Source organism: Streptomyces sp. NPDC041068 (assembly GCF_040647455.1).
Lineage (GTDB): Bacteria > Actinomycetota > Actinomycetes > Streptomycetales > Streptomycetaceae > Streptomyces.
Window position 1 is genome coordinate 44,594 of sequence record NZ_JBEZCG010000033.1, and the last position, 11,107, is coordinate 55,700.

Annotated in this window: 16 protein-coding genes; 6 read left to right on the forward strand and 10 right to left on the reverse strand. The window is 66.2% G+C overall.

All coding sequences use genetic code 11. The features are described 5' to 3' along the window. Window positions 1-33 precede the first annotated feature (33 nt). From AB0B50_RS43085 to AB0B50_RS43100, 4 genes are read left to right on the forward strand one after another with little or no spacing between them, the layout of a single operon-like run. The gene (locus tag AB0B50_RS43085; RefSeq protein ID WP_362343059.1) at window positions 34-342 is read left to right on the forward strand and encodes a hypothetical protein; all 309 of its coding nucleotides are present in this window, start codon (window positions 34-36) and stop codon (window positions 340-342) included. Continuing rightward, a complete protein-coding gene (locus tag AB0B50_RS43090) occupies window positions 342-1,715 on the forward strand; it encodes a hypothetical protein (protein ID WP_362343062.1) in 1,374 nt (457 codons plus the stop codon). The genes AB0B50_RS43085 and AB0B50_RS43090 overlap by 1 nt, the downstream gene beginning before the upstream one ends. Then, entirely contained in the window at window positions 1,715-2,398 is a 684-nt protein-coding gene (locus AB0B50_RS43095; protein ID WP_362343065.1) for a hypothetical protein, read from the forward strand. Before AB0B50_RS43090 ends, AB0B50_RS43095 begins: the two co-directional genes overlap by 1 nt. 1 nt (window position 2,399) lies before the next feature. Beyond that, window positions 2,400-2,996, forward strand: a complete 597-nt coding sequence (locus tag AB0B50_RS43100; protein ID WP_362343068.1) for a hypothetical protein — start codon at window positions 2,400-2,402, stop codon at window positions 2,994-2,996. A gap of 33 nt (window positions 2,997-3,029) precedes the next feature. On the opposite strand, the gene AB0B50_RS43105 is transcribed toward AB0B50_RS43100, so the two are convergent. From AB0B50_RS43105 to AB0B50_RS43120, 4 genes are all read right to left on the reverse strand, one after another. Beyond that, complete coding sequence (locus AB0B50_RS43105; RefSeq protein WP_362343070.1) at window positions 3,030-4,043, reverse strand: hypothetical protein; 1,014 nt, start codon at window positions 4,041-4,043, stop codon at window positions 3,030-3,032. Next, window positions 4,040-4,684 carry a hypothetical protein gene (locus AB0B50_RS43110; protein WP_362343073.1) on the reverse strand — a complete coding sequence of 215 codons (645 nt, stop codon included), beginning with the start codon at window positions 4,682-4,684 and terminating at the stop codon, window positions 4,040-4,042. Before AB0B50_RS43110 ends, AB0B50_RS43105 begins: the two co-directional genes overlap by 4 nt. 204 nt (window positions 4,685-4,888) lie before the next feature. After that, on the reverse strand, window positions 4,889-5,236 hold the full coding sequence (locus tag AB0B50_RS43115; protein ID WP_362343076.1) for a hypothetical protein: 348 nt from the start codon (window positions 5,234-5,236) through the stop codon (window positions 4,889-4,891). Continuing rightward, window positions 5,233-5,472 (reverse strand): hypothetical protein, encoded by a 240-nt coding sequence (locus AB0B50_RS43120; protein ID WP_362343079.1) that lies wholly within the window; start codon window positions 5,470-5,472, stop codon window positions 5,233-5,235. The genes AB0B50_RS43115 and AB0B50_RS43120 overlap by 4 nt, the downstream gene beginning before the upstream one ends. 161 nt (window positions 5,473-5,633) lie before the next feature. Here AB0B50_RS43120 and AB0B50_RS43125 point away from each other — a divergent pair, with 161 nt between their 5' ends. Continuing rightward, on the forward strand, window positions 5,634-5,861 hold the full coding sequence (locus AB0B50_RS43125; RefSeq protein ID WP_362343081.1) for a GntR family transcriptional regulator: 228 nt from the start codon (window positions 5,634-5,636) through the stop codon (window positions 5,859-5,861). 9 nt (window positions 5,862-5,870) lie between these two features. Here AB0B50_RS43125 and AB0B50_RS43130 read toward each other — a convergent pair whose 3' ends face one another. From AB0B50_RS43130 to AB0B50_RS43155, 6 genes are all read right to left on the reverse strand, one after another. Beyond that, window positions 5,871-6,281: a hypothetical protein gene (locus tag AB0B50_RS43130; protein ID WP_362343084.1), complete on the reverse strand. Its 411-nt coding sequence runs from the start codon at window positions 6,279-6,281 to the stop codon at window positions 5,871-5,873. A 20-nt stretch (window positions 6,282-6,301) separates the two neighbouring features. Beyond that, on the reverse strand, window positions 6,302-6,907 hold the full coding sequence (locus AB0B50_RS43135; RefSeq protein WP_362343087.1) for a hypothetical protein: 606 nt from the start codon (window positions 6,905-6,907) through the stop codon (window positions 6,302-6,304). After that, window positions 6,904-7,578 carry a hypothetical protein gene (locus AB0B50_RS43140; RefSeq protein WP_362343089.1) on the reverse strand — a complete coding sequence of 225 codons (675 nt, stop codon included), beginning with the start codon at window positions 7,576-7,578 and terminating at the stop codon, window positions 6,904-6,906. Before AB0B50_RS43140 ends, AB0B50_RS43135 begins: the two co-directional genes overlap by 4 nt. Next, entirely contained in the window at window positions 7,565-7,993 is a 429-nt protein-coding gene (locus AB0B50_RS43145) for a hypothetical protein (RefSeq protein ID WP_362343092.1), read from the reverse strand. Before AB0B50_RS43145 ends, AB0B50_RS43140 begins: the two co-directional genes overlap by 14 nt. 72 nt (window positions 7,994-8,065) lie before the next feature. After that, window positions 8,066-9,331 (reverse strand): putative T7SS-secreted protein, encoded by a 1,266-nt coding sequence (locus AB0B50_RS43150; protein ID WP_362343095.1) that lies wholly within the window; start codon window positions 9,329-9,331, stop codon window positions 8,066-8,068. A 54-nt stretch (window positions 9,332-9,385) separates the two neighbouring features. Further along, a complete protein-coding gene (locus AB0B50_RS43155; protein ID WP_362343097.1) occupies window positions 9,386-9,676 on the reverse strand; it encodes a hypothetical protein in 291 nt (96 codons plus the stop codon). A gap of 625 nt (window positions 9,677-10,301) precedes the next feature. On the opposite strand from AB0B50_RS43155, the gene AB0B50_RS43160 reads away from it, so the two are divergent. Further along, the coding region (locus AB0B50_RS43160) for a hypothetical protein (RefSeq protein ID WP_362343100.1) at window positions 10,302-11,107 on the forward strand (806 nt) is incomplete at its 3' end.

An 11,107-nucleotide genomic window follows, 5' to 3' on the forward strand; every position in this document is an offset into this window, starting at 1 on the left:
CGGGTACGACGACGTACAGAGGGGGCGCCCCCCATGGGCGAGTACTCGAAGATCGACGACCTGGAGGTCATCCGGGAGATGGGCGTCGGTCTCGCGAGGATCAAAGACGCATTCGACGGTCTTGGGAAGCTGAAGGGCCAGTACGAGGACGACTTCGGTGAGCACGACCTCGCCTGGCAGTTCGGGGACTTCGTGGAGAACTGGGAGAGCCACCGCGAGGAACTCGGTGACGAGATCAAGCGATTGGGTGAGATCGCGAAGGCCGCCGCGAAGACGTACGAGAGTATCGACAGCGAACTGGCAAGGGTTCTGCGGGAGTCCGACAAGAAGAAGAAGTCCTGATGGCCGGCGCACGCACGAAGGACTGGCAGCCGCTCGCCGACCACGACCCTATCCCGGGGGATCCCGATCGCTTGGAGCAGCTGGGCCGCAAGCTCCGAAAGACGGCCGACGAGCTCGAGCGACAGGTGCGTCACCTCAAGGCGGCGTCCGAAGTGGAGTCCTGGGACAGCGACGCCGGCAAGGAATTCCGCGAGAAGGCGAAGAAGTGCCGTGGGCGGCTGGAGGCCGCGCACAAGCGCTACAAGACAGTGGCCGATGAGGTCGGCGACCGGATCGTGGACCACGGGCCCGACTACGAGTCGAATGCCGCGGCCAAGCCCGGCAACTACGCCACCGAACTCCACCGGGCTCAGCGGATCGCCGAGATCGCCCGACAGGACGCCCAGGACGCCGAGGCCGACAAGAGCGCCGCCCAGAAGGGGCTGGACGGTCTTTCCGGTGACTCCGGTAAGGGACGTGAGGGCGGCAAGGGAGACGGCAAGGGGCGCAAGGAGAAGCTGGAGGACCGGGCGGAGGCTGCCGGAAAAGCTCTGGAGGCGGCCCGGGAGAAGTTGCGGCGAGCACAGGAAATCCGCGACACGGCTGCGAAGAAGGCACGCGAGGCCATCGACGACGTAATCTCTGACGATGCCCTCAAGGATGGCTTCTGGGACGACTTCGCAGGCCTTGTGGACTGGGCGGCGGAGTGGACGGAGCGCATCTCCAAGTGGGCTGGAATCGCAGCTCTGGCCGTCGGGTGGATCCCCGTCATTGGGCAAGGACTGGCAGGGTTCCTGGGCGCCGTCTCCATGCTGGCCACGCTGGTGAACATCGCCTGCACGGCGATCCAAGTCGCAATGGGCGACGAGTCCTGGACAGCACTTGCCGAGGCGGCTGTGGGGCTACTCCTGATGGGGGCGGGCAAGGCAATGACCAAAGTCAGCGGCCGCTACGCCAAGAATCTGGTGGACCGTATGCAGTTCGCCAAGGGAGGTAAGGCGACTCCTCGGCAACTCAAACGTAATCGCCACAAACTCAACCGTGAAGCGGGAGTTGTCAAGGGGCTCGAGAAGGGCGACATCTCGAAGTCGATCCGGGAGCCTGTCACTGAACTCTTCAAGGGATCCACTTGGAAGGATGCTTTCAAGGGCGGCTTCCGTGAGTCGGTACGTGTAGCGAAAGACCGCGGGAACGGTAGCTACATCAAGGGAATGGGGAAATCGATGACCTTGGCGGACCCTTCCGCGGCGGCAGCACTCAGTGAAGCAAAATACTTGGGCAAGAGCTTGGGTGAGGGGTATGCGGTCAACAAAATCTCGCGCAGGGCAACACAGTTGAGTGTGGCCGGTAGTGGAGTCACGGCTGGTGGCCTATTTTTTGACGAGGTGTCGTAATGAATCAAGATCAACAGGAATCGGCTGAGAACTCTCCTGGGCCAGAGGAAGATTATCTTGTCGATTTCGACCTCAACGGTGACTGGCTCGATCTGACGCTCCACAAGGGCACGCAGGCGGAGGCTCGACAACTGGCCATGAACCTTGTGGAGCAGTTCAATCCGCTGAGCCTCGACGGCGGCAAGGCCGCGCTCCAGCAGGAACTGGAGAGACGAGCCTTGACGGCATACGAGTCCGGGCCGTTGTTGGCAGTGGCGGCTTACACGACGGGTGGCGCGTTTCTGGCAGACCTGTCAGTCCTCGCCTACGGGGAGGACGACGTTCCGCGGCCGTCGCCCGAAGAGTATCGGCACATGTTGCTGAAGTGGTCCTATGCCGAAGTCAAGGGTGAAGCAAAGGTCACTGACGTCGAATTGCCCATCGGTCCAGCTGTCCGGGTGCAGGCGGTCCTGGCCGAGAAGCGGCGCTTCGGCTGGGGCAAAAAGCTCAGTGAGTGCCTCCGGTACTGGGTCTGGCCGGATGGAATGGAGGAGATCGTGTTGGTCGAGGCGAGGTGGCTCAACTTCGAGCGTGCCGACGAATTGACAGAGCTTGTGGACCGCCTCATGCCCACGATGCGTTTTCTGCCCGTCCCTGCGGAGTCCGGCACGGACCACGCCCCCGAAAGCCCTAGCGAGCCCTGATATGCCCTTCCGAACCGAATGGGACAACCCGCCCAGCGACTACACGATCCTCGTCCCTGACGGCTGGTTCCAACTGCATCTCGATCCCGATGAACGCGACCGCGGTATCGCCGCTCTCGCCGACAGGCAGTTCGCGGGCATCGACAATGCGCCCGTACTCAAGGAACGGCTGATGCGAGACCTGCAGAAGCAGGCCAAGGCGGCCCACCGCGAGGGTGGTGTCGAGCTGTACATCTCGCTGCTGACCGTCGAGGGCGTGCCGCTGGCGTCATCGCTGCTCGTGAGCCTGCTTCCCGACGGCTGGCCCGGCTGCCGCACGGCACATGACCTGGCCAGCCGCCTGGCGGAGACGGGACGCCCCGCTGAGGTGCGAAAGCTGGACGCCGCGGGCGACGCCGTACGGACGGAGAAGACCGAAGCGCCTGACCCTGAGCGCCAGATGGGCAACACTCTTGCGACGACGACCGTGAGTTACCACGTCCCCGTCCCCGCGAGCAGGCAGTGGCTGACTCTTACCTTCTCCACCCCGATGGAGGGCCTGGCGTCGAAGATGGTGGAACTCTTCGACACCGTGGCCGGGACGTTGCACTGGGAGTAGCCGACGACTGCGTGTGGTGCGGCACCTCAGCGGTCACCGGTTGATGGACTGGATCTCCTTGACTGCGACGTCCTGCTCGAAGGTGGACAGACCGTCGGGGAGCCCAGGCTGTTGAGGAGGGCCGTCCGGGTTCGCGGAGTTGGTCCACGTCACCTTCCAGGTGACGCGGGCCTGGAGTGGGTACGACCTGTCACCTGAGGACTTTCGGTAGGTGATGTTGCAGTCGGCCTTGGACGTGTCCAGCTGGTAGCCGGACTTGGCCTTGGTGAGGTCGTACGTGCAGGACTGCGGATCGGCGAACTCGGTGCCCGACTCCACGCGCAGAGCGACAGGCTTGGCCACCGTGGTGGCGGCGATGTCGATGCCGAGGTGGTTGAAGCTCGCCGTAACCCAGACAGGGTCGATCGGAGCGTCGAACTTCACGCGCGTGGCCAGGTTCACGATCTGACCGTCCGCGGCCGGGCGAAGGGTGACCGGGGGTGCGGGAAGCTTGGTCTCTGCGTAGGCGAGGCCTGCGAGTGCGAGTGGGGAGATGGCGTCCTTGGGCGGGTCTCCGGGTTCGACCCACTGGATGCCCGGGATGGAAGTGCACTTCTCCATGTCCCCGAAATCGATCTTCCCCGACTTCAGCTGATCCACGGCGTACGTCCGGTACCACCAGGCGCCCTTGTCGCCCTCGTGGAATTCCTTCCCCTTGTCCCAACCGGGCAGGGTCTTGCCGGTGTTCGGGTCGATAGGGGCGGTCTTCTCCTGCTCTTCCTTGTACTGCTTCGCCGTGAACTTCGGCTGGGTCCAGCACAGCGGCGGTTCCCATGAGCCGTCGCCCTGGGCGATGGGGCTCGCCCCGGCCTTCCCCTTGAAGTTGGTCTTGTACTGGACCTGTGCCCCGATGGAGCCGCTCCCGGAAGAGCCTTCACCTCCGCCTTCGCCGACGGGTGGTTTCCCGGAACTACCGGTACCGTCGCCCGCTATCGCCGATCCCACAGGACCCAGAACCAGGAGAACCGCGAGACCTGAACCGGCCGCAGTGCGCGTCAGGTTCCTCACTGGCACTCCTGCGCCGAGGTCTCACCACGGAAGGACTGCACCAGCCAGGTTCCGTGTTCGGTCTTCCTGAGCGTGGCGGTGTTCTTGATGAAGTCCTCGGGGCTCGGCTTCGTCTTGCGAGCCTTGCCCGACTTGATGTCCTTGGCGAATGCCTTGGAGCGGTCCTCGCAATAGGTGACGATCGCACGGTCGTCGGTGTTCTCCTCGACCTTTCGGTCGTAATACCGGTAGAGCCCGGTGATGGTGCGTCCTTCAGCCTTCGCCCTCTTGACTTCCGAGGCGTAGAAAGCGCGGGCCTCGCCGTCGTAATAACGAGTAAGATAGCGCGAATTGGGGTCCAGATCCACATAGATCCGTTGCCGGGCCATCAGCCCTTCGGCTTGTTCCTTGAGGATCTGGTCCTTCGTCTTGTCGCCTGTCGTGACCGACTCGATTTCTACCTTCACGTCGTCGGGCAGACCGAAGTCCGAGACTTTGGCGGACGAGGTGGGCGAGGCCTTGGGGCTCTTCGAGCTCGAGCTCGTGTTCTGATCCGCTCCCTTGATCTTGTCGCTCGAGTCGGAACTGCTGCTACAGGCCGTCAGGAGCAGGGCCGTGGTCGCGGCGAGCGCGGCAACGATGGGCATGGTGCGGCGATTCACGGTCGGCTCCTGGTGGGGCGAGGGATGTCTCCAACGGACCGACGTTATCTGTGGGGTTGTTGATTCCGCCAGAGGGCATAGCGGAACAAAACATCCTATTTCGGCTGGCCGTCATCGTGTCGTGATGCGAAGGGCGGGACGAGGAAAGGCCCCGGCGGCCTTGGGGCTGCCGGGGATATTGAATTCGGCGTGGGTTTGCCAGTGCTACATGGGGCGGCACCTCGGGCAGGCGCACGTCGGGCACACCGCGTTGCTCGGCGGCGGGTCGATGCTGCTGCCGGTCCAGGTGCGGGTCTCGCCCCGGTCCTCGATCGCCGTGCCTTCGGCGGTGACCCGATAGACGCGGATCGTCATCCGGGAGGGGCGGGGGCGGGGCGTGGTGTCGAGGAACTCCAGCGCGTCGGTGGGCGGCGGGTAGAGCGTGGCGCAGGCCTGGCACGCGTAGACGTTGAAGCCGGGGCCCGTGGCCGCGTGGACTTCGTGGATCAGGACCGGGGCGTCGGTGGTCCGGCGGCAGCGGGCGCACATCCGCACCGGCATGCGCGGCGTCACCGGGTGGCCACCCGTACGCCGTGGATGCAGTCCGGTCCCACGTCGATGCCGAGGGTGGCCAGGTACAGGGCGCGGCGGCGGGCGCGTTGACGGTGCTGTTCGCGGATCTCGGTGAAGTGGGGCGGCACGGCGGGGAGTTGGCGCAGCAGGGTGGCGCCGGCTCGGTGGCGGCCGCGGGGGTGCGGGGTGCAGAGAGCGAGGGCCCACCTGAGGAAGCGGGCGATAGAGTCGACCATGTCGGCGCTCCTTTGAAGCGTTCGGCCATGCCCCGGGGCGGCTCCATCCGTCGCCGGGGTCTCTTGCGTTCACCGTAGAGTCATCTGCAGACCCCTGTCTACCCATATCCAGCAAGGGGGCTCTCTATGAGCGGATGCACGGGGGTACGCACAGTTCCCTTGTGTTCGAATTCAATCCGACCAGGCCGAAGTGGGAGCAGATCGCCGAGGTGGTCCGGGAGCGCATCGCGAGCGGTGAGTACCCGGAGCGCGCACTGATCTCCGAAGTGAAGCTGGAGCAGGAGTTCGGCGTCGCCCGCGACACCGTCCGCAAAGCCACCGCCGCCCTCCGCGAGGAAGGCCTCATCGTCACCACCCGCGGGATGGGCTCGTTCGTCGCCGACAAGTGATCTCGGCGGTCAGCGTGCGCGGCCCTCCGTACGCTCCCTGTTCTTCGCGACGAGCCACGACCCGACGACGAGCAGAGGCGTGAGGAACGCGGCGAAGACGCCCGGCCAGAACGCCGTTGCCAGCGCCGCGAGGAAGAGGGCGACGGAGATGCCCAGGGGGAGCGTGAGCTCGCGAGGGCGTTCCGAGTGTCGTGGGTTCTTGGTGAACAGGAGCAGCAGGACGAGGATCGCCGCGGACACGATGCCGCGCTGCAGCCACACCAGGATCTCCTCGGCGGGGCTGCTCAGCCGGGCTGCCACCGCGGTGAGGAAGAGGGAGCCGAACCCGATGGCGAAACACAGCCAGGCCGCGGCGATCTGGCCGCCGCCGAAGGGGCGGGCCACGCGGGCGACCGTACGGCCGAACAGATCGTTGGGCATGGCGGAGTCAGGCCCTCGCCTCAGGCGTCCAGGTTCACGAAGAGGCTCCGGGCGAACTCGTCGAACTCGTCGATGTTCGACGTGATCCACCCGATGTCCTCGCCCACCGTCCGCACGATCACATCGATGCCGAGGGACTCCAGGCGCCAGGCGTAGTTCACCGAGCAGCACATGGCGCCCGCCTTGGACGCGACGAAGTAGCGGATGGAGCGCTTGCCGCGGCCCAGGCGTTCGGTGTCGAAGTCGATGACCTCGGGGTCCTGGGCGGCGCCGGGTTCGTTCTTCTGCACGAGCTCGTCCAGCGTCGCGTCGACGTCGCCCTCGCTCGGGCCCGCGTGGACGAGGAAGGTGAGGAACTCCCGGCGGGGGTCCGGTACGTAGAGGAAGACCTGGTGGACCGGGACGGTCCGGGGGAGCTGCTCCGCCACGGAGTCCAGCTCGAAGGCCAGCATCTTGACCTGCTTCTTGTCGACCGGTTCGTCGTCGACGAGCGCCCAGAGCAGCTCCGAGGTGCGGCGGGCCCACTTCTTGCGCTCCCGCGCTGCCCCCCACCCGTCGCCCAGGATGGGCATGGCGGGCCAGACGGTGGCATCGCTGTCCGAGTCGAGGGAGAAGGTGACGGTCACTCGGTCCTCCAGCGGAACGTAGTCATCACGGCGTCGAAGAGCTCGACGAGGATCTCGGTGAAGTCGCCCTCGGGGTTGCCGTCGCCGAGCGTGGTGAAGCTGACGACGACCCACCCGGCGTCCCCGCCGGACGACGCAGACGACGCGGACGACGCGGGTGACGCAGGTGACTCGGACGACGACGGTACCGGCACGACGTATTCGACATGCTTCGACGGTGCGTCCGCGCCCTTCTCCGGATCCGCAGGCATCGTGCGCTCCTTGCGCAGCCCCGCCGCCCCGTCCACCTCCACCGGTTCGGAGTCGTCGGAGTCGGCCAGCAACTGCCGCAGCACGTCCTGCCTGCCGACCCCGTCGCGCAGCCCGGTGTCGAGCTTCGCGACGACGATGGAGGCGGCGACGAGATACCCGTGCATGGGTTCCACGGGAAGGTAGAGGTCCACGCCGTCCCGCCGCTGCGCCTCCTTCACCGAGGAGTTCAGCCGCCGGTACAGCTCCATGCGGGCATCTGCCACCTTGTCCTTGGGCAGATCCGCGGAGACCCGCTCGGCGGCCTCGTCGACGATCCTCTTGACCGCGTCCTGGGTCCCTTCCCGCAGGGGGATCCTCGCCCACCCGGGGGGAATGATCAGGGTGTAGCCGAACGCGTTCTTGGTGTCAGCCGGCGGCATCGCGGCGGCTCCTTCGATCGAGCGCCCCGTACGCGAGTGTGATCGCGCCGGGCAGCAGAGGGGCGATGAGCACCGCGGGGTAGTGGTGCATCAGCAGGAACAGCGGGGCGAACTGGGCGAGCCCGCCTCCCGCGAAGTAGAGGGTGAACTCCCCGCGCCAACTGCGCTGGTTGTTCAGGACGACGACGCCGACGGCCAGGGCGGCCACCGCCAGCAACGGCAGCACCTGACCGGGAACGCGGAAGACACCGCTGAGCGACTTCGGAAGGGCCCCGGAATTGATGAGCACTCCGCCGATGATGGCGATCACGAGGAAGGCCAGCGGAGTCAGGATGGCGACCCGCGCGTTCCTGATCACCTTTCGGTCATCGGGGGAGAGGCCGGCGGCCGCGCCGACTGTTCTGTTGTCCACCATGTCCGTGACTCCTGGTTCCGTACGTCGTGACGCCATGACGTCGTGCCGTCGTGGCGTGCCGTTGCGGGCGCTTCACCAAGCGGATTGGGCCTGCGTCACGCCGTGGCTTCCCTTGAAGTCGTTGTACGCGTCCCAGCTGGGCTTGTGGGGGATGTCGAGCCCGTCGCTCACGGCGTTCAGGGTGTCATTGTCGCCCAGCAGCTTGTCTCCCCAGTCGACGGCCGTGCCGGCGTAGGCGGAGCCCATGGCAAGACCGTAGGCCGCGTTGCCGCCCGCCTTGGTGCCCTGCGAGATCCCTTCGCCGAAGAGCTGCTTGTTCGTGCTGATCCCCTGGCGCAGGGCGGCGAGCTCGCTGTCGCCGAGGTGGGCCGCCGTGGACCACTTGCTGGGCGGCGGCATCTCGTCGGCCACGCGCCCGGCGCGTCCGGCGATGCCCTTGCGCAGCGCGGTCATCTCCTGGCGGATGGCGGCCTTGGACGCGTCGTCGGTCGCACCGGCCAGCCGGTTGGCCAGCTGGTTGCGCATCGACTTGGTGGCTGCGAGGCCGTCCTTGAGCTTGGTGACCCGGTGCACGGTGGATGCGGCGCGCGTCGACTTGCTCGCTGCCTTGAGGCCGATCATGGCGCCCCGGCCGAGGCCCATGGTGAGCAGACCGAAGGCGTCGAAGGCGACGTCCATCCACGTGGCCTTCCCGGCCGCGACCAGCAGCATGCGGCCCAGCACCACCGCGATGCCGATCCCGATGACGAGGAGGTTGAGTCCCGGTACGAAGATCGCGGCAATGGCGAGGGCTGTCCCGACCCAGCTGAGGATGTCGAGGAACAGCTTGAAACCTTCCGCGTGTTCCTTGGCCCAGCCGACCAGGTTGTCCCAGGTGCTGTCCTCCACCGCGTCGTCGATGGCCTCCAGGATGTTCCTGCGTGCCGTCATCGCGTGACCGTTGTAGTGGGAGGTGGCCTTGAAGAGGTCCTTCTTGGCCTCCTTGACGGCGTCCTCGTCCTTCTTGTCGGCCTGCGCCTTGTCGCGCGCCTTCTTGGCGAGCTCCTGGGCGTGCTCCAACTCGTCGGCCCAGGTGTTCAGATGGCCCGATACCTTCTCGTACCGCCCCTTGGTCTTGTCGAAGCGGCTCGCGAGTTCGTCGGACTCCTCCTTGAGGCTCTTCGCGTACTTGCCCTTGATGTTGTCGTCGTCACCGAGCTGACGGAGCTTCTTGACCTGCCGGGACAGTGTCTCCGCGATGTTCGAGAGCCGCTTCGCCTCCGCGCGGACGGCGACGGGGTCGCCCGGTGTCGGGTCCGATTCGGCAATGGGGGACCAGTCGACGGGACGGCCAGCCACGCGATTTCTCCCTTACGTCTTACGTCTTACGTCTTACGTCTACTTCTTCGTGCGCTACTTCTTTTTGCGTTTGTTCGCGTCGGCCAGTTCCTTGTCGAGCTTTTCAAAGTTCTCGATGGACTGCTCGACGAGCTTCCCGACCTTCTCGATGTTGTCGAGGAGCTCTTTGCGGTGGTCGTCCCAGTTGGTGGTGAAATCGTCCATGGCGCCTGAGACGTACGGCGATCCGTACTCGTCCCGCATGTCCTCCTGGTGCCCGGTGCACCCCTTGAACTCCCTGCGGACCGTCCCCAAGTCCTTCTTGATTGTGTAGAGATAGTCGTAATCCACACCGAGGTCGGTCATGGGCTGCTCCTGTCTCCATCCGTCCAGCTGGGACGAGGGTGTCTTAGAGCGGCCGACGTTATCCGTGGGGTTAAGGATCCGCTAGGGGCGATAGCGGGGCAAGGTGGTGCATCTCGGAGGACTGTCACCGTGTCGTGACGCGAAGAGGTGGCCCGGTGAGGCTCCGTCTGCCTCGGTGTTTCCGGGAATCAGGTGTTCGATGCCTGTTTGCCAGTGCTACTGGCGGTCTGGGCGAGGTGGCCCGACCTGCGCGCCGGGTGCGTATGCGATCCGTCAATTCCTCTTCGGGTGGCCTGAACCGCCCATGTGCGGCTGATAGCTTCACCGAGCTTCACCGAGCGTTGAGAAATTGAGGAGAAAGTGGCCCTGCCTTTTGTGGGGTCTTTTTCATGGGTGTGCGAATTGCTCTGGTGTTGACGGGTGATTGGCGCGGCTTCCGTGACGGGTGGTCGCGTGGTGCGGTGCGGCAGGAGAGGGGTGTGCGGGCGATGATAGCTTCCTCTACAGGGGTGTAGTAGCACGGGCGGACGGGGTGCGCATGAGTGGTGGCGGTGACTGTGGCTGTGGCAGTGACAGCGGCTGCGGCCGCGGTCACGTTTGCGGCAGTGGCAGCGTCAACAGCCCCTTGGTCGAGGGGCGTTCGCGCCGCGGTCCCCGGCCCCTGGCGGCGTTCGGCGTCGGCTGCTACGCGCTGGTCGCGATCGCGGGGATGTTCCTTCTGGGGGACGGCTTCGGGCTGCTCGTCCAGATTCCCCTCTGGATCGCGCACTGCGTGCTTCTCGCCGTGCTCATCCACAAGTTGGGGGCCAAGGAGTCCAGTGTCTACGCGGCTCTGTTCATCGTGGCGGTCTCCGTGATGTCCGTCGGGGTCGCCGGCATGGCGCGGGACGACATCACTCTGCAGAGGCGGGGCGAGGAGATCACCGCGACGGTCGTCGAGGAGCGGCGCGACGAGCCCCGGGGGCGCGAGGCCCGCGCCTATCACTACACGTTGGAGCGGCGCGACGGCACGCGCGTACCGGGGCCCGAGATGAAGCCGGAGTCCGGTCGCTACGCCATCGGCCAGGAGATCACGGTCATCGCGGACCCCGAGGGCGAGCTCGCGCCCCGTACCCCGGGGGAGGCCGACGCCACCGGGGAACTGCTCGGCGCGGGCGCGTTCGCCCTGGCCGCCCTCGGCTCCGTCGCCTGGATGGCCCGGCGGGGCTCGATCGCCGTACGCGAGACGGCTGTCGGCGTCGTGGCGGGTGAGCAGGAGAAGAGGCTGCGCGAGGCGCTGCGTACGTATCCCACTGATCGGCGCGGGTACATCGAGGTGCCGCCGGAGGAGTACCCCGACGTGTCCCACGGGCGGGCCGCCCGCATCGCCTGGGAGATGGGGCTGCGGGCGGAGGGCGCGGGCAACCGGGGGGGGGGGGGGGGGGTTGGGGG

Coding starts and splice junctions, on each gene's coding strand:
- AB0B50_RS43085 (WP_362343059.1), top strand. CDS start 34: ATGGGCGAGTACTCGAAGATCGACGACCTGGAGGTCATCCGGGAGATG.
- AB0B50_RS43090 (WP_362343062.1), top strand. CDS start 342: ATGGCCGGCGCACGCACGAAGGACTGGCAGCCGCTCGCCGACCACGAC.
- AB0B50_RS43095 (WP_362343065.1), top strand. CDS start 1,715: ATGAATCAAGATCAACAGGAATCGGCTGAGAACTCTCCTGGGCCAGAG.
- AB0B50_RS43100 (WP_362343068.1), top strand. CDS start 2,400: ATGCCCTTCCGAACCGAATGGGACAACCCGCCCAGCGACTACACGATC.
- AB0B50_RS43120 (WP_362343079.1), bottom strand. CDS start 5,472: ATGGTCGACTCTATCGCCCGCTTCCTCAGGTGGGCCCTCGCTCTCTGC.
- AB0B50_RS43130 (WP_362343084.1), bottom strand. CDS start 6,281: ATGCCCAACGATCTGTTCGGCCGTACGGTCGCCCGCGTGGCCCGCCCC.
- AB0B50_RS43140 (WP_362343089.1), bottom strand. CDS start 7,578: ATGCCGCCGGCTGACACCAAGAACGCGTTCGGCTACACCCTGATCATT.
- AB0B50_RS43145 (WP_362343092.1), bottom strand. CDS start 7,993: ATGGTGGACAACAGAACAGTCGGCGCGGCCGCCGGCCTCTCCCCCGAT.
- AB0B50_RS43155 (WP_362343097.1), bottom strand. CDS start 9,676: ATGACCGACCTCGGTGTGGATTACGACTATCTCTACACAATCAAGAAG.